This is a genomic window from Flavobacterium sp. UGB4466, from assembly GCF_903469665.1.
GTDB classification, from domain to species: Bacteria; Bacteroidota; Bacteroidia; order Flavobacteriales; family Flavobacteriaceae; genus Flavobacterium; species Flavobacterium lipolyticum.
The window spans coordinates 41942-58169 of the sequence record NZ_CAGKLC010000025.1; the positions used below are offsets into that span (position 1 = coordinate 41942).

General features: G+C 36.6%; 15 protein-coding genes. 5 read left to right on the forward strand and 10 right to left on the reverse strand.

The window, feature by feature from the left end; genetic code table 11:
• Positions 1-11: 11 nt before the first annotated feature.
• The 6 genes from JO950_RS09025 to JO950_RS09050 all read right to left on the reverse strand — a co-directional run bounded on the left by JO950_RS09025 (position 12) and on the right by JO950_RS09050 (position 6166).
• A complete protein-coding gene (locus tag JO950_RS09025; protein ID WP_017496256.1) occupies positions 12-368 on the reverse strand; it encodes a hypothetical protein in 357 nt (118 codons plus the stop codon).
• A 203-nt stretch (positions 369-571) separates the two neighbouring features.
• Positions 572-1855, reverse strand: coding sequence for an MFS transporter (locus JO950_RS09030; protein ID WP_202702339.1), 1284 nt, complete (start codon positions 1853-1855; stop codon positions 572-574).
• On the reverse strand, positions 1842-3545 hold the full coding sequence (gene recJ / locus JO950_RS09035) for a single-stranded-DNA-specific exonuclease RecJ (RefSeq protein ID WP_202702340.1): 1704 nt from the start codon (positions 3543-3545) through the stop codon (positions 1842-1844). The genes JO950_RS09030 and recJ overlap by 14 nt, the downstream gene beginning before the upstream one ends.
• 136 nt (positions 3546-3681) lie before the next feature.
• Positions 3682-4026, reverse strand: coding sequence for a HopJ type III effector protein (locus JO950_RS09040; RefSeq protein ID WP_202702341.1), 345 nt, complete (start codon positions 4024-4026; stop codon positions 3682-3684).
• Between the two features lie 148 nt (positions 4027-4174).
• Positions 4175-4894: a 16S rRNA (cytidine(1402)-2'-O)-methyltransferase gene (gene rsmI, locus JO950_RS09045; protein WP_202702342.1), complete on the reverse strand. Its 720-nt coding sequence runs from the start codon at positions 4892-4894 to the stop codon at positions 4175-4177.
• Positions 4895-5020: 126 nt separating this feature from the next.
• Positions 5021-6166: a hypothetical protein gene (locus JO950_RS09050; protein ID WP_202702343.1), complete on the reverse strand. Its 1146-nt coding sequence runs from the start codon at positions 6164-6166 to the stop codon at positions 5021-5023.
• 236 nt (positions 6167-6402) lie between these two features.
• Between JO950_RS09050 and JO950_RS09055 the strand changes: the two genes are divergently transcribed.
• Positions 6403-6993 (forward strand): thymidine kinase, encoded by a 591-nt coding sequence (locus tag JO950_RS09055; RefSeq protein WP_017496250.1) that lies wholly within the window; start codon positions 6403-6405, stop codon positions 6991-6993.
• A 34-nt stretch (positions 6994-7027) separates the two neighbouring features.
• Entirely contained in the window at positions 7028-7456 is a 429-nt protein-coding gene (locus tag JO950_RS09060; protein ID WP_202702344.1) for a hypothetical protein, read from the forward strand.
• A 148-nt stretch (positions 7457-7604) separates the two neighbouring features.
• Here JO950_RS09060 and rpoN read toward each other — a convergent pair whose 3' ends face one another.
• The 4 genes from rpoN to JO950_RS09080 all read right to left on the reverse strand — a co-directional run bounded on the left by rpoN (position 7605) and on the right by JO950_RS09080 (position 13911).
• Positions 7605-9065 carry an RNA polymerase factor sigma-54 gene (rpoN, locus tag JO950_RS09065; RefSeq protein ID WP_202702345.1) on the reverse strand — a complete coding sequence of 487 codons (1461 nt, stop codon included), beginning with the start codon at positions 9063-9065 and terminating at the stop codon, positions 7605-7607.
• Between the two features lie 139 nt (positions 9066-9204).
• Positions 9205-10653 (reverse strand): asparagine--tRNA ligase, encoded by a 1449-nt coding sequence (gene asnS / locus JO950_RS09070; RefSeq protein WP_202702346.1) that lies wholly within the window; start codon positions 10651-10653, stop codon positions 9205-9207.
• 303 nt (positions 10654-10956) lie between these two features.
• Positions 10957-11307 carry an STM3941 family protein gene (locus JO950_RS09075; protein WP_237732323.1) on the reverse strand — a complete coding sequence of 117 codons (351 nt, stop codon included), beginning with the start codon at positions 11305-11307 and terminating at the stop codon, positions 10957-10959.
• 237 nt (positions 11308-11544) lie between these two features.
• Positions 11545-13911, reverse strand: coding sequence for an RND family transporter (locus tag JO950_RS09080; RefSeq protein ID WP_202702347.1), 2367 nt, complete (start codon positions 13909-13911; stop codon positions 11545-11547).
• Between the two features lie 178 nt (positions 13912-14089).
• Here JO950_RS09080 and JO950_RS09085 point away from each other — a divergent pair, with 178 nt between their 5' ends.
• The 3 genes from JO950_RS09085 (at position 14090) to JO950_RS09095 (ending at position 16074) form a co-directional block, all read left to right on the forward strand.
• The gene (locus JO950_RS09085; RefSeq protein WP_202702348.1) at positions 14090-14419 is read left to right on the forward strand and encodes a multidrug efflux SMR transporter; all 330 of its coding nucleotides are present in this window, start codon (positions 14090-14092) and stop codon (positions 14417-14419) included.
• 211 nt (positions 14420-14630) lie between these two features.
• Complete coding sequence (locus JO950_RS09090) at positions 14631-15392, forward strand: histidine kinase (RefSeq protein WP_202702349.1); 762 nt, start codon at positions 14631-14633, stop codon at positions 15390-15392.
• Positions 15355-16074 carry a LytTR family DNA-binding domain-containing protein gene (locus JO950_RS09095; protein WP_202702350.1) on the forward strand — a complete coding sequence of 240 codons (720 nt, stop codon included), beginning with the start codon at positions 15355-15357 and terminating at the stop codon, positions 16072-16074. Before JO950_RS09090 ends, JO950_RS09095 begins: the two co-directional genes overlap by 38 nt.
• Positions 16075-16228 lie beyond the last annotated feature (154 nt).

Consider the following 16228-nt stretch of genomic DNA (forward strand, 5'->3'; position numbering starts at 1 on the left):
TGAGCGTTTTTTTAGTTTAAGCCAACTCCGTAAACATATTCATCCAGTTCGATTCGGAATAAAGAACCTTCAACTAAGTCTTTGATTGATTTTAATTCTTTGATAGAAACCGCCAAATCTATTGCAGCGCAAGGAGTTTTGAGCAGGAATTTATGACAGGAGTTTTTTAGTTCGCAAGCCTCACAACACGCATTTTCAATCATACTGTCCTCAATTAAATCACAAAAATAATTCAGTTCCTGAACCGTGAAATAAAATCCGGTTTCTTTAAAAACCAATTGTACTTTGTCGGTGATGGTTTCGTTTTCCTTTTTCCAGTAAAAGGCAATTCCAAAATTATTATGATATAATTGTTCTATTTCTCTCATTACAGATTCTTTTATTTCAACAAATATAGATATTATTTATATTTGTTCTAAATAAAAAAGTCTTAAAAAAATGTTTTTTTTAAACGTATAAGTTATATAAGCGAATTTGGTTTTCTGTTTAAGTCAAAAAACATATAATGTTTATGAGGTTTAAACCTCTTTTACTGAAATTTTGGAATTTGAAAAATTAAAAATGGAATGTTTTATTCCATATTATGATGGTCGTCCATGTCTTTTTGAAGATCCAGATTCCTAAAAGTAGGAGAGATCAGTCCAAAGCCTAAAACCGTTAGAAGTGTGACACTACCCCCAAAAATTACTGAAGTTACCGTTCCCATTAATTTGGCAGTTGCGCCACTCTCAAAGGCTCCCAGCTCGTTAGAAGATCCAACAAAAATAGAGTTTACTGCACCCACGCGTCCGCGCATATGATCCGGAGTTTTAAGCTGTAAAATCGTTTGACGGATTACGACCGAAATTCCATCGGCAAGTCCGCTTAAAAATAAAGCAAAAACAGAAAGCCAGAAATAGGTAGAAAAGCCAAATAAGATGATCGATAATCCGAAAACGAATATGGCAATCAAAAGTTTTTTTCCTGCGTTTTTATAGAGAGGTACGTAAGCCGAAACCAGCATTGTTATAAAAGAACCCACAGCCGGAGCGGCTCTTAAAATGCCAAATCCTTCTGAGCCGACTTTTAGAATGTCTTGAGCAAAAATAGGCAATAAAGCTACTGCACCGCCAAAAAGTACTGCAATCATATCCAGTGATAAAGCTCCTAATACAATTTGGTTTCTGAATACAAACGTTAAACCTTCGGTAAGACTATCTTTTATTGATTCTCCAATCTTTGGGTTTATAATAGGTTTTTTGCTGATTTGTGATAAGGCAATTAAGGAAAGTACAGAGAATCCGAAAACAAGACACATCGACCAGTGAACTCCAATCCAATTGATTGAAAAACCGGCAACGGCAGGGCCTAATACAGCACCAATTTGCCAAACTGTACTACTCCAGGTTGCGGCATTTGGATATGCTTTTTTAGGAATTATCAAGGATAAAAGAGAAAAAATAGTCGGTCCAAGGAAAGCTCGGACTAATCCGCCCAAAAAGACTAAGATATAAATAGAGTATAAAATTACATTTGAAGATAAACCGCCAACAACTCTTGGCCAGGTTACCAGAAATAATCCGAAACTGATTACCGAAAAGCCCAGAATACATTTTACCAATAATCCTTTCTTTTCTCTTTGATCGACAATGTGTCCGGCAAATAGTGCCATTGAAACAGCCGGTATGACTTCCATTAAGCCAATAATTCCAAGCGATAGCGGATTTTTAGTGATGCTGTAAACTTCCCATTCAATTACAATAAACTGCATTGCCCAGGCAAAAACCATCGCAAAACGCAATATTAAAAATATGTTGAATTCTCTGTAACGCAATGCCTGATACGGATCAGGTTTGTTTGAATTATTTTTTTCCATTTGTTCTGATGTCTTTAAGCATAAGTTGGTTGGAAACGGTTCCGTTCCATTCATTTTCAGCCAGAGAATAAGCCAGCTGAAATGGGTTTTGATTTTTTGCGAGATCTAATTTTTTTCCAAGACCAAAGCCTATTGCGGCGATTCCATCTGAATTATGTTGCTTTACAAAAAGCCTCAAATGTTCCTCTTCAGCACCTAAAGTTTTGGCATAGCCCGTGTCTTTTATATCCGAAGTCATAAAAACCGGCGTCATGTTCTGGGGGCCAAAAGGTTCGAATTGTTTTAGGATACGGATTAGTTTTGGAGTGATGTCGCTGAAATTTATTTCAGCGTCAATTTCTATTTCCGGCGTTCGCATTTCCGGAAGTATGGTTGCAGAAACTTGTGTTTCGAAAGCTTCTTTAAAGGTTTTGTAATTTTCGGCTTTCAGGGTCATTCCTGCGGCGTACATGTGCCCTCCAAATTGTTCCAGATGTTCAGAACAGGCATCAAGCGCATTATAAACGTCAAATCCTTTTACGGATCTTGCTGATGCCGCATATTTGTCTCCGCTTTTGGTAAAAACCAAAGTAGGGCGATAGTAAGTCTCGATTAATCTTGAAGCCACAATTCCGATGACACCTTTGTGCCAGTCTTCCTGAAAAACAACCGTTGAAAATCGATCTTGTTCGTTGTTTGCTGCAATTTGCTGAAAAGCTTCTTTTGTAATTTTTTTGTCCAGATCTTTTCGGTCTGCATTGTATTGCTCAATTTCTGAAGCAAACTGCTGAGCCTGCTCAAAATTAAACTCTGTGAGTAATTCTACAGCATGATTGCCATGTTTGATTCTTCCCGCTGCATTTATTCGTGGAGAAATGATAAAAACAACATCGGTTATGTCTAATGTTTTCTTTTTTACCTGATGCACCAAAGCCTTGATTCCGGGTCTTGGATCGGAGTTGATAACCTGTAGGCCATAAAAAGCCAGGATTCTGTTTTCACCCGTTATAGGTACAATATCTGCAGCAATTGCTGTGGCAACTAGATCAAGGTAGGGAACGAGATCGTGTATGGTTTCGTTTCTGTTTGTTCCTAAAGCCTGAATGAGTTTAAAACCAACACCACAGCCACACAGCTCATCATAAGGATAAGAGCAATCGTCTCTTTTAGGGTCTAAAATGGCGACAGCGTCCGGAAGAGAATCTCCGGGTCTGTGGTGATCGCAGATGATAAAATCAATGTTCTTTTCTTTTGCGTAAGCGATATGATCAATCGATTTTATGCCACAGTCGAGAGCAATGATTAATGAAAATCCGTTATCGTCGGCAAAGTCAATTCCTTTAAAAGAAATTCCGTAACCCTCATCGTAACGATCCGGAATGTAAGTCGCAATATTGGGATAATGTGATTTCAAATAGGAAGAAACCAAAGAAACAGCCGTTGTTCCATCGACATCATAATCACCAAAAACCAAAATGTTTTCCTGATTTTTAATCGCCAGTTCTATTCTTGAAACCGCTTTATCCATGTCTTTCATCAAAAATGGATCGTGAAGCTGTTCCAATTGAGGGCGAAAGAAATCCTTTGCCTGATCAAAAGTCTCTATGCCTCGCTGAATCAAAAGTGTTGCGACAAAATCTTCTACATTTAAAGCTTGTGCTAAATGCTTGATTTTTTCTTCAGAAGGTTTTGGTTTTATGGTCCAACGCATTTTAATGGTAGATTTTAGATCTTAGATTTCAGATTCTTGGAATCGTTTAATTTGGATAGCTGTTTTTTGCCACGGATTACATGATTTTAAGAATGTAGATTTCAGAAATCTAAAATCTACACTCTAAAATCTAAAATTATTTAGCTTCTAAAGCATTTCCTTCAAACTGAATTCCGTCCCAGCCTAAATTGATGAAGTTTCTAATGTTTTGATGGTTAGTTCCGTTGGGATCGCCCAAAACTTCCTCGAAATAGAAAGCTCCAAAACAGGCCAAAGTTTCGTCTTTAGTTAAGTTTTGCAGTTTTGCGAAAGAGAATAACTTGCAGGAACCGGAATTTTCTCCGGCAGCATTATGTTGTGTTCCGTTTTGGAAAGCAGTTGGAGTGAAGTTGTAGTTTTCTTCAATTACTGCAATAGTTTCCGGGAATGTTATTTCGTTTGGAGTTTGTTTTACTTTTTCTAAAAAGGCTTGTATGCTCATGATTGTGGTTTATTTTTAGCCACAGATTAGAAGATTTCAAAAGGATTTTTTATTGTTTTTTTTCTAATTTAATTCGCTGTCATATTAGTAGCAAACTTCATTATATCAATCAGTGAGAATCATTTTAATCTGTGGCTAATATTGTGTTTTATTCTTCTTCGTTTTTCGAATATTTACTTTTCTTCGTTTCTTTTTCTACTGTTTTTCCGGCAACGACCACGACAATTTCGCCGCGTGGTGCTGTTTTTTCAAAATGTGCTAAAACTTCTTTAGCTGTTCCGCGTACATTTTCTTCATGCAGTTTTGATAATTCCCTGGAGACGCAAACTTGTCTGTCTTCTCCGAAATACTGAATGAATTCGGCTAAAGTTTTGACCAGTTTATGTGGCGAAACATATAAAATCATGGTTCGGGTCTCCTCGGCTAAAGTCAGAAAACGAGTTTGACGTCCTTTTTTGTCAGGTAAAAAACCTTCGAAGACAAATTTGTCATTGGGTAATCCGCTATTGACTAAGGCCGGAACAAAAGCTGTAGCTCCGGGAAGGCACTCCACTTCAATTTTATTCTCGACACAGGCACGTGTGAGTAAAAAACCGGGATCTGAAATAGCAGGAGTTCCTGCGTCTGAAATCAGGGCGATATTTTCACCCGCCTTCAGACGTGCAATTAAATTTTCGGTTGTTTTATGCTCGTTGTGCATGTGATGACTGTGCATGTGCGTACCAATCTCAAAATGCTTCAACAGTTTGCCACTGGTTCGGGTGTCTTCAGCCAAAATCAAATCGACTTCTTTCAGAATCCGAATGGCACGAAAAGTCATGTCTTCAAGATTGCCAATTGGCGTGGGAACGATATATAGTTTAGACATAATTTTTCTGAATTCTAAATGGAGTTATTGGACACGAATTTCACTAATTGACACAAGTTTTAAGTGTCTTTAGGAATTTTACAAACAAAAGGTTCGTGCTAATTCGTGTAATTTGTGTTTTAGTTTTTATGAAAATTTCTTTTCTACAATTCCTAAGAAACGTTCGGCGTAATCATCTTTTCCATCCCAGTTGTTGTAGTCCGGTTTTACCATATCCTCAATAAATTCTTTTGCTTCACCATAAGTGTCAAAAGTCAGTAATTGATTTAAAACGCGGCTGTAATCTTCTGAACTGTTTCCAAAAAGATTTTTAGTGAATGCAATTCGGTCGTTTAAATCAATGTGAAAACCTTTTGCCAGTTTTTCATTTAGAGTGGCAGCTTTCGGTTCAGCAGGAGTTTCTAATACAGTTGTTTCAACTGTTTTTTGCTCTTTGAACTCATTGATTGACGGTGTTGGTGTTGGTGTTGGAGTAGGAGAAACCGCTTCGAAACTGTCTACTTTTACAAAATGCGCATCGGCATAGTTTACGCCTAATATCTCTTCAAAAGAAATGTGAACAGGCTCCGGTTTTGATGGGCTTTCTGCTTTTGGCTCCTCTTTTTTCGGTTTCTTTTCCTCTTGTACCTCTTCTGATTTGTCCAATTCAAAAGCGGGAATAAAATCAGGAATCGGTTTAGAGTTACTAACAGTTGTAAACGAAAGTTCTGCTGCAGTTTCCGGTTCTTTTGCCGTTTCTGAAATTGGTTCTTCAGCTTCTTCAACAATTGGTTGCTCTGCGATTTCCGCGACTGGTTCGGCAATGGTTTCAACAATTGGTTCGGCAGCTGTTTCTTCAGGAATTTCCGTTGTTATTTCTTCAAAAATCTCAGGCTCCGGATTTATATCTTCCGAGGGTTCGCCAATTGCTTCTTCAGAAGTTTCAGGATCAGGATCTGTTTCTTTTGCAGACTCAGCAGTAATTTCTTCAGCAATTATTGGCTCTAATGTTTCTTCAGCTACTATTTCTTCAACGATTATTGGAGTTTCAGTTTCAACTTCATTTGGAATTATTTCTTCTTTTTCAAAGATAGCTTCAATTTCAGAATGCATTTCGCTGTGGCCAATGGTAGGCTTCAGAGTGTCGAAATTTTCATCTACAAATTTTAAAACCGCTAGTTTTTCATATAATTTCTGCGTTTCAAGATACAATTGATTGATATCGGATTTGTTTTTAAGCTTTAAAATTCGATGAGCAATGCTGATTAAATCGGCTTCCAATTTTTTTTTCATAACTGTTGAAATTATAGTGAATAGGGTATTTTAGTATATTTTGTATTTGAATGTCTTCATTCGTCGCCGAAATCTGAAAGATATTTTTTTATTTCTGTTAATACGCGTTTGCGAATCTTCGATTTGATAAAAATTTTCTACTTTTGAAAAAGTGAAAAATTGCGATTTTTCACGTCGATTTATTACCAGTACAAAGTAATAAAAACTATTCATTTTTAAAGGTAGAAAAATACAAAATGTTTCTCGAAAATACAGTAAATCACAAAGAACAATTTGGTTGGATTGAAGTTATTTGTGGATCAATGTTTTCGGGTAAAACCGAGGAATTAATCCGCAGATTAAAGCGCGCCCAATTTGCCAAACAAAGAGTCGAAATCTTTAAACCCGCTATTGATACCCGCTATCATGACGAAATGGTGGTGTCTCACGATGCCAATGAAATTCGTTCTACTCCGGTTCCGGCGGCTGCCAATATCTCTATTTTAGCGCAAGGTTGCGATGTGATCGGTATTGATGAAGCACAATTTTTTGATGATGAGATAGTGACAGTATGTAACGATCTCGCCAATCAGGGAATTCGTGTGATAGTTGCAGGACTTGATATGGATTTTAAAGGAAATCCTTTTGGACCCATGCCGGGACTTATGGCAACCGCCGAATATGTCACCAAAGTTCATGCGGTTTGCACCCGAACAGGAAATCTTGCCAACTACAGTTTTCGTAAAACTGACAATGATAAGTTAGTGATGCTTGGTGAAACGGAAGAGTATGAGCCACTGAGCCGTGCAGCCTATTTTAATGCCATGAAAAAGATTCAGGATAAATAAAGTTTTCTTTTCTTAACAAAAAACAAACGAACAGATGCAGCAACCAACTAAAAAAAAGAATTTAACCATTTTAATAGTGTGTGCAATTGCAGCATTATTACTGGCTTTGATTGTGTATTGTTCTTTTAAAGAGCCTGTAACAGATAAGGGAATGGTTGAACTGGTTGCAAAATACAATGAAAATTGCCCTTTAACCATTCAGGAAGGGATTCGTTTGGATAATGTTACACTGCCTAAAGATAAAGTGGTTCAGTACAATTTGACTTTGTTAAATGTAGAAAAAGAAACTGCCGAAATTGAAGTAATTAAAAGAAACATAGAAGAAAGTCTGCTAAGTACGGTTAAAGCAAATCCTGGGCTTAAAGCTTTTCGGGATAATGATTTTACCCTGATCTATAATTACGATGATAAAAAAGAAAATTATCTGTTTCAGATTACGATAACGCCGAGTCAGTACAAATAATTTAACGACTTTAATAAGTTAACCCGACAGGTTTCAAAAACCTGTCGGGTTTGTTGTTTTTGAGGTATAAAAAAAACCTAACAGTATTTAAAAGCTGTTAGGTTTATTGTTTATAGGATGATTTTTTTTATTGTAGAAGAGTAGAAAATTAAATTTTCTTCCTCATTCTTGCTACCGGAATGTCTAATTGTTCGCGGTATTTTGCAATAGTTCTTCGGGCAATTGGGTATCCTTTTTCTTTCAGGATTTCGGCCAGTTGATCGTCCGGTAAAGGTTTCTTTTTATCTTCTTCTTCAATGGTATTTTGAAGGATTTTTTTAATTTCTAAAGTAGAGACATCTTCTCCCTGATCATTTTTCATGGCTTCAGAGAAAAACTCTTTGATCAGTTTTGTACCGTATGGCGTTTCAACATACTTACTGTTGGCTACACGCGAGATCGTCGAAATATCAAGACCAACCATATCCGCAATGTCTTTTAAGATCATTGGTTTTAGTTTGGTTTCGTCACCGTCCAGAAAGTACTCTTCCTGATAATGCATGATAGCATTCATCGTAACAAAAAGAGTTTCCTGACGCTGTCTGATCGCATCGATAAACCATTTGGCCGAATCCAGTTTCTGTTTGATGAACTGAACAGCATCTTTTTGTGCCGATGATTTATCACGAGAATCTTTATACGTCTGCATCATTTCCTGATAATCTTTAGAAACGTGCAGGGAAGGAGCATTTCGTCCGTTTAAGGTAAGTTCCAGTTCTCCGTCAACGATTCTAATGGCAAAATCGGGAACAACGTTCTCTGTTACTTTATTGTTTCCGGTGTAAGAACCTCCCGGCTTTGGATTCAGTCTTTCGATTTCGTGAATGGCTTTTTTAAGCTGTTCGTTTGAAACACCGTATTTCTGTAAAAGTTTGTCGTAATGTTTCTTGGTAAAAGCATCAAACTGATTCTCGATGATATCAATAGCTAAATCAATATATTCGGTTGGAGTTTTGTGTTTTAACTGTAGTAACAGACATTCCTGTAAATCACGTGCTCCTACTCCCGAAGGTTCGAGCTCATGAATGACATGAAGCATTTTTTCGACCATTTTCTCATCGGTGTAAATTCCCTGAGTAAAAGCCATATCGTCTACAATATCCGGAACACTTCTGCGGATGTAACCCATATCATCAATACTTCCAACAAGGAATTCAGCGATTTCGCGTTCTTCATCATTTAAAATAAAAGTATTCAACTGATTGATTAAATCCTGATGGAAACTAATTGGCGAAGCAAAAGGAGTTTCGCGCTCCTCGTCTTCACTGTAATTGTTCACCTGAGTTTTGTAATCAGGGGTGTCGTCGTCGCTTAAGTATTCGTCAATGTTAATGTCGTCTGCTTCGATTCTGTCTGATTCAGCATCATCGTAATCGTCGTAGTCTTCATTGGCAAATTCATCGGCTTCGTATTCGTCTTCTTTACCGGCTTCGAGGGCCGGATTTTCATTCATTTCTTCCAGTAAACGTTGCTCAAAAGCTTGCGTAGGCAATTGAATTAACTTCATCAGCTGAATTTGCTGTGGAGATAATTTTTGGGATAATTTTAGATTTAAAAATTGCTTTAGCATTTGTTTTTGTTAAAAGTTTCAAGTTTCAGGTTTCAAGTTTCTCCTAAATGAGCACAACCTGAAACCTGAAACTTGAAACAAATTTTATTATATTTTAAAAACTTAGAACCTCAGCACCTCAGTACCTTAGAGCCTTTTTTTAAAACTCTGCGTTCCCGGGAGTTCTTGGGAAAGGAATTACATCACGGATGTTTGTCATTCCGGTTACAAACAATACCAAACGCTCAAATCCAAGTCCGAAACCTGCGTGAGTTGCCGATCCGAATCTTCGGGTATCTAAATACCATGATAATTCTTCTTCGTCAATTTCTAAGGCTTTCATTTTTTCAACCAAAACGTCGTAACGCTCTTCTCTTTCTGAACCACCAACGATTTCTCCAATTCCAGGGAAAAGGATGTCCATGGCACGAACGGTTTCTTTTCCAGGTTCAGTATTGTCGTTCAGACGCATGTAAAATGCTTTAATGTTTGCCGGATAATCAAACAAGATTACCGGACATTTAAAGTGTTTCTCTACTAAATAACGCTCGTGTTCCGACTGTAAATCAGCTCCCCATTCGTTGATAAGATATTGGAATTTTTTCTTTTTATTTGGAGTAGAATCTCTCAAGATGTCAATAGCTTCGGTATAAGAAACACGTTTGAAGTTGTTCTCTAAAACAAAGTTTAGTTTTTCTAACAAAGCCATTTCGCTTCTTTCCGCCTGAGGTTTTGATTTCTCTTCGTCTAAAAGTCTTCCTTCTAAAAATTTCAAATCATCCTGACAGTGGTCTAAAGCATATTTAATTACATACTGAATAAAATCTTCCGCCAAATCCATGTTGTCATCCAGATTGTTGAAAGCAACTTCCGGCTCGATCATCCAAAATTCTGCCAGGTGACGAGAAGTATTAGAGTTTTCAGCTCTAAAAGTTGGTCCAAACGTATAAATCTGACCCAAAGCCATTGCATACGTTTCTCCTTCTAATTGTCCGGAAACCGTTAAGTTGGTTTCTTTTTCGAAGAAATCTTCTTTGTAGTTTACTTTTCCGTCTTCTGTTCTTGGGGTATTGTCAAAAGGTAAAGCTGTAACTTTAAACATTTCTCCTGCACCTTCAGCATCAGAACCAGTAATAATTGGAGTATTTACGTAAACAAAACCTTTGTCCTGAAAATATTTATGAACGGCATAAGACAATACCGAACGCACACGCATAATAGCACCAAACATATTGGTACGTACACGTAAATGTGCATTTTCGCGCAAGAAATCTAAACTAGGTTTGTTTTTTGGCTGTATTGGGAATTTCTCTGCATCCGAATCTCCTAAGATTTCCAGTTTGTTTACCTGAATTTCGTATTTCTGACCCGCACCTTTACTTTCGATCAAAGTACCAATTACAGAAATAGCAGCACCGGTAGTGATTCTTTTTAAAGTTTCATCAGGTGTATTTTCAAAATCAACAACACATTGTATATTATTAATGGTAGAACCGTCATTAAGCGCGATGAACTGATTATTTCTAAAAGCTCTCACCCATCCTTTTGCATTCACTTCCTGTAACGTCGTCGTACTGTTTAATAAGTCTCTAACTTTTGTGTGTTTCATTTTTATATATAATTGATATTAAGTAATATTCATTTTGAACAACTGCAAATATAATCGATAATAATTAATTTTTGAAGCTGATTCCCGCTCTTCGCTATATCTTTCTATTTTTAAAGGAAAAATAGAAAGGATGCCGCTTCGATCGGGGCTAGTGCTCTCGGTTTCAGGAGAGGCATTTTTTTTATTTTGAGTTTTGTCATTCCGAGGAACGAGGAATCGCACTAGTGAGTCTGTAAAGAAATTTGTCAATCTTTGTCGAGTTTCGACTGCGATTCCTCGTTCCTCGGAATGACAAACTTTGTGCTAATTTTTATATTTTTCTAAATTCTCATTAAATATTTTAACAAGCTCGGCATGATTTATTTGCATTGATCCAGCAGAAATCACAAAAGGCGAACCATAATTGTTGAAATTATATTCTATTAGTTTTCTCTTTATGGCGTTATTTTCGTTTTTTATCCAGTATTCAGGATTGTTAACTTCAATAACAACCATTTTTTGACTTTGTATTTTTAGTTCTGAAAATGCCTCAACATTATTCCATTCAATATTTTGAGTAGGAGTTTTTTTGGGATTGACATTAATTCCGTTTTCATCAATAAGAATTAGTAATCTGTTTTTTACCAGCTGTTTTATTGCAGTAAAAAGGGCCATTCCAAAAAATAAAATCGAGATAATTCCAATTGCTTTTATAAAAATTGGACTTTATATATCTAAAATTTGCTAAATTTTCAGAATCAATAAAGAACCAGATTCCTCCAGTTACAAAAAGAAGTGATAAAATTAGTAATAAGAATGATTTTTTCTTACTTGAATATATTTCGATCCTTTCCATTGATTAATTCGTGAATTTGTGGCATTTCTTATCGTGTTAATTCGTGAAATTCGTGTTTACCTCTCTAAATTCTCCAAATCCTCTTTCTTAGCTTTTTTCTTCTCAAAAGTCAATACCAAAGCCGGTAAAACCAATAGATTCGCAAACATTGCAAACGCTAATGTACAGGAAATTAATCCTCCCAATGCAATGGTTCCGCTAAAGCTGGAAAGCGTGAAAGTAGCAAATCCTAAAATCAAAACCACCGAAGTGTAAAAAGTACTGATTCCGGTTTCTCTTAAAGCACTGAAAACGGATTTTTTTACCTTTCCGTTATTCTGCAGCAAATCGTGATGGTACTTCGCCATAAACTGAATCGCATTATCAACTGAGATTCCGAATGCAATGCTAAATACGAGTATCGTCGAAGGTTTTAACGGAATGCCAAAATACCCCATCAGTCCCGAGGTGATACAAAGCGGTAAAATATTGGTGATTACCGATGCAAAAACCATTTTGAACGATCGGAACAAGTAAAGCATCAATACCGCAATTACAAGTATTGCAAAAATCAAAGACTCAATTAAATTATCAACCAAATAAGAGGTTCCTTTTTGAAACACTAATGCTTTTCCGGTTACGGTAACTTCATAACGGTCTTTCGGGAAAATCTCATCGATCTTGCTGTGAAGTTTTTTCTCCACTTTTGCCATTTCATCCGTACCAATATCTTTCATGAAAGTAGTGATTCGGGCATATTGTCCGGTTGAATCTACATAAGCTTTCATCAGATTTTCTTTGCTGTTTTTAGTAGCATTTTTAGCGTACGACAAAATAAAAGTTTGTTCCTGCGATGTTGGTAATTGATAATATTCCGGATTTCCGTTATAGAAAGCCTGTTTCGAATACTTCACCAGATTTACAATAGAAACTGGTTTCGCTAATTCAGGCATTTCTGTGATGGTGTTTTGCAATTCATCCATTTTGCGAATGGTAGAGGCTTTCATGACACCCTTTTTCTTTTTGGTATCAATCATAATCTCAAGTGGCATTACACCGTTAAATTCTTTCTCGTAGAAGATAATATCCTTAAAGAAAGAGGCGCTTTTTGGCATTTCACCAATCAAACTTCCCGAAACTTTCATTTGAGTCACTCCAATAACGCTGAAGGCTAACAATAAACCGTAAATGATATAGATTACTTTTCGTTTATTTTTTACCACATTTTCAACAAAATCCAATAAGGTTGAAATGTATGTTTTGGTGAGATGGTACAAATGTTTTTCGCCCGGAACCGACATAAAACTGTAGATGATCGGTACAATTAAAAGCGTCAGAAGGTATACCGAAATGACATTGATAGAGGTAACCAAACCAAATTCAAAAAGCAAATCGTTTCCGGTAATCATAAACGTTGCAAAACCTATTGCTGTCGTTAAATTGGTCATTAGAGTCGAAACTCCAATTTTAGAAATGATACGCTGTAAAGCCTTCGCCTGATTATTATGAAGTTTGATTTCCTGTTGGTATTTATTGATCAGGAAAATACAATTCGTAATTCCGATTACAATAATTAATGGCGGAATGATAGCCGTTAGAATCGTGATTTTATAATGAAATAATCCTAAAGTTCCGAAAGACCAGATTACTCCAACAATCAAAATACAGATGGAGATAAAGGTAGCTCTGTACGAACGGAAGAAGAAAAAGAAAATCAAAGAAACCGTTAATAATGCCGCGCCAATAAAAAGTCCGATTTCACCTTTCATATTGTCAGCATTGATCGTTCTGATGTAAGGCATGCCTGAAACACGCAAATCGATTCCTGTGGTTTTCTCGAATTTATCAATTTTCGGAACCAGATTTTCCAGAATAAATGTTTTTCTTTCAGCAGTGTTTACAAGTGCTTTGTTGATGTAAATTGCCGAACGGATACTGCCGCTTTCTTTGTTGTAAAGCAATCCTTCGTAAAAAGGCAAATTATGAAACAAGTCATATTGTATCTTTTTTAAATATTCCGGATCTGTTGCTTTGCTTTGATCGATGAACGGAGCGAGAACAAATTTTTCGTTAACGGTATCTTTCTCCAGTTTCTTTAAATCGTTCAAGGAAACTACTAAATCTACTTCTTTCGATTTTTTAAGCCCCGTCATTAATTCGTTCCAGGCAGCATAATTTTTTGGCGTGAAGAATTTTTTATCCTGAAAACCAATGACAACCAGGTTTCCTTCTTCGCCAAATTTATCCAGAAATTTTTGATAGTCTTTGTTTGCAATATGATTTTTAGGAAGCAAATTTGCTTCGGTATAAGTCATGGAAAGGTTTTTCCATTGGTAACCAAGGAAAATGGTCAGGGCAGCGACCCCAACGAGTATAGAAATTCTATTTTTAAGTATGATTCGGGCTAATTTTTCCCAAAATCCAACTTGTACGGCGTTTTTCATAAAAATTGTAAAATGGATGCAAATGTAGTGAAAAGTGCTCGAAATCATAAATATTCGGCTTGGTTTTTACGGTTTGTTAACACAATTGGAATGTTCCCGCAATCTAAAAATGGGATAATTTGTAGCATTCTACGCTAGGTTTTCTCATCTTTGTATCTCATTTAAAAAGGCGTAGAAAATGAATTGGATTTTATTAGTAATCGCAGGACTTTTTGAAGTTGCATTTGCCTCTTGTCTGGGCAAGGCCAAAGAAACAACAGGAATGGTTTCGACTTATTGGATGATTGGTTTCTTTGTTTGTCTTGCTATCAGCATGTTTTTACTGTACAAGGCTACACAGGTACTGCCTATTGGAACAGCCTACGCTGTTTGGACAGGAATTGGAGCCGTTGGAACCGTTCTGGTTGGAATCTTAATTTTTAAAGAACCCGCTACTTTCTGGCGAATATTTTTTCTTTCGACTTTAATTGCCTCGATTATTGGGTTGAAGTTTGTTTCCAGTCATTAAGATTTTCCTAGTTTCTTTAAGAATAGAAGAAATGCTTTTATATATTAGGAGTTATGCGTATTTAAATAAAGTGAAACGCCTTTTTTAGGGATGCAACACCTATGTTACTATGTGTTAAAATGAATTACACCAACGTAGATTACATTAGGTAGAAAATCTTTATCATCTTTGTAATCTGTGGCGAAAAAAACTTTTAAACTTTACATAAACAATGCAAGAAAACAATACAATCACTTTTATTTTTCTGGCGATTCTTTTATTGCTTATCGTTATCATCTGTTTTTTGATGTATCAATTGATGCAGTTCAAAAAGGCAAAGGACGATGCTGAGAAAAGTTTCTATGCACTCGAAATGAAGGTTAATGACTTGCAGTTGGAAACTCTGGAGTCTAAACTGAATCCGCATTTGTTTAAAAATATTTTAAATTCGATACAATCTCATGCGTACCAAACGTATTTTGCTTTAGATAAACTGGCCAACGTATTGGACTATATTCTGTATGAGAGCAAAAAGAAATTTGTTACTGCCCGGGAGGAAATTGACTTTGCGCTCAATTTAATCGAAATCAATAAAATTAAAATCAGTCCACTCTTTGAATTGAAAATCAAAACCAATGTCAATAAAGAAGACAAATTGTACGAACAGCCTTTATTGGCACCGTTAATTTCGATTGATTTAATTGAAAACGCATTTAAACATGCCGATCTTCAGAGTGCCGATGCCTTTATCTCGGTAGTTTTTGAGTTTAGGGACAATGCTTTTTTTATGACGGTTTCGAATAAGATATCGAATAAAAAAGTATTAAAAAAAGAACGAAGCGGTTTTGGTCATGCTACTTTAGAACACCGACTAAGAATTATTTATAAAAATAACTTCAAACTCGAAAGGTTTGTAGAGAATGACGTTTATATTGCTCATCTAAAAATAGATCTACTTGAATACAAAACTGAAATGCTTGCTGCTGGACGATGAGCTGCCGGGCTTAACGTATCTGAAAATGCTTTGTGAACAGATTCCTGAAGTGGAAATTGTAAAAACATTTAACAATCCCGAAAAACTCCTTGTCGAAATACCGAATCTCGATTTTGATTTGTTAATATCGGATATCGAAATGCCAGGGATCGACGGTTTGCATCTGGCAGAAATGCTGGACAATAAGCTGGTTATCTTTTGCACCGCTTACAAAGAGTATGCTGCCGAAGCTTTTAATATTGACGCGGTAGATTACATTACCAAACCGGTAAAACTCGAACGCTTGCAAAAAGCGATTTCGAAAGCCCTGGAGCGTTTCGATAAGCCTGATGCAGCAAAGAAGTTCATTCAGTTAAATACAGATAAAGGCAAAACATTGCTTTACTTCAATCAGATTCTATACATCAAAACGGCGGTTAGTGACAGTCGTGATAAAACCGTACTTCTTACTGACGGCAGTTTTCTGAACTTAAAAAATGTGAAATTCGACACCCTTTTACAGGAACTTCCCGAAGCCGATTTTTGCCGTGTCAACAAAAAGGAAATCGTGGCCGTAAAGGCGATAAAGTTTTTCAATCACAATGAAATCGTTTTGCATCATCAGGAAAAAGAGGGTAAAAACAGTGCGTTAATTCTAAGTGAAACCTATCGTGCCGATTTCCTGAAAAGAGTCAAACTATAAAACGATCAGCTAAGGACAAAGTCCAAAGCCCTGTCCGGCTGAGCAAAGTCCTGTCAGGCTGAGCAAAGTCCTGTCAGCCTGAACGAAGATGTGTCCGGCAGCGAAGCCCTGTCCGGCTGAGCAAAGTCCTGTCAGGCTGAGCAAAGTCGAAGCC

Excerpts from the sequence above, each read along its gene's own strand:
- asnS (WP_202702346.1), bottom strand. The coding sequence starts at position 10,653 with ATGAAACACACAAAAGTTAGAGACTTATTAAACAGTACGACGACGTTA.
- JO950_RS09055 (WP_017496250.1), top strand. The coding sequence starts at position 6,403 with ATGTTTCTCGAAAATACAGTAAATCACAAAGAACAATTTGGTTGGATT.
- JO950_RS09075 (WP_237732323.1), bottom strand. The coding sequence starts at position 11,307 with ATGGCCCTTTTTACTGCAATAAAACAGCTGGTAAAAAACAGATTACTA.
- JO950_RS09090 (WP_202702349.1), top strand. The coding sequence starts at position 14,631 with ATGCAAGAAAACAATACAATCACTTTTATTTTTCTGGCGATTCTTTTA.
- JO950_RS09025 (WP_017496256.1), bottom strand. The coding sequence starts at position 368 with ATGAGAGAAATAGAACAATTATATCATAATAATTTTGGAATTGCCTTT.
- JO950_RS09030 (WP_202702339.1), bottom strand. The coding sequence starts at position 1,855 with ATGGAAAAAAATAATTCAAACAAACCTGATCCGTATCAGGCATTGCGT.
- JO950_RS09040 (WP_202702341.1), bottom strand. The coding sequence starts at position 4,026 with ATGAGCATACAAGCCTTTTTAGAAAAAGTAAAACAAACTCCAAACGAA.
- JO950_RS09050 (WP_202702343.1), bottom strand. The coding sequence starts at position 6,166 with ATGAAAAAAAAATTGGAAGCCGATTTAATCAGCATTGCTCATCGAATT.
- JO950_RS09080 (WP_202702347.1), bottom strand. The coding sequence starts at position 13,911 with ATGAAAAACGCCGTACAAGTTGGATTTTGGGAAAAATTAGCCCGAATC.
- recJ (WP_202702340.1), bottom strand. The coding sequence starts at position 3,545 with ATGCGTTGGACCATAAAACCAAAACCTTCTGAAGAAAAAATCAAGCAT.
- JO950_RS09085 (WP_202702348.1), top strand. The coding sequence starts at position 14,090 with ATGAATTGGATTTTATTAGTAATCGCAGGACTTTTTGAAGTTGCATTT.
- JO950_RS09060 (WP_202702344.1), top strand. The coding sequence starts at position 7,028 with ATGCAGCAACCAACTAAAAAAAAGAATTTAACCATTTTAATAGTGTGT.
- rsmI (WP_202702342.1), bottom strand. The coding sequence starts at position 4,894 with ATGTCTAAACTATATATCGTTCCCACGCCAATTGGCAATCTTGAAGAC.
- rpoN (WP_202702345.1), bottom strand. The coding sequence starts at position 9,065 with ATGCTAAAGCAATTTTTAAATCTAAAATTATCCCAAAAATTATCTCCA.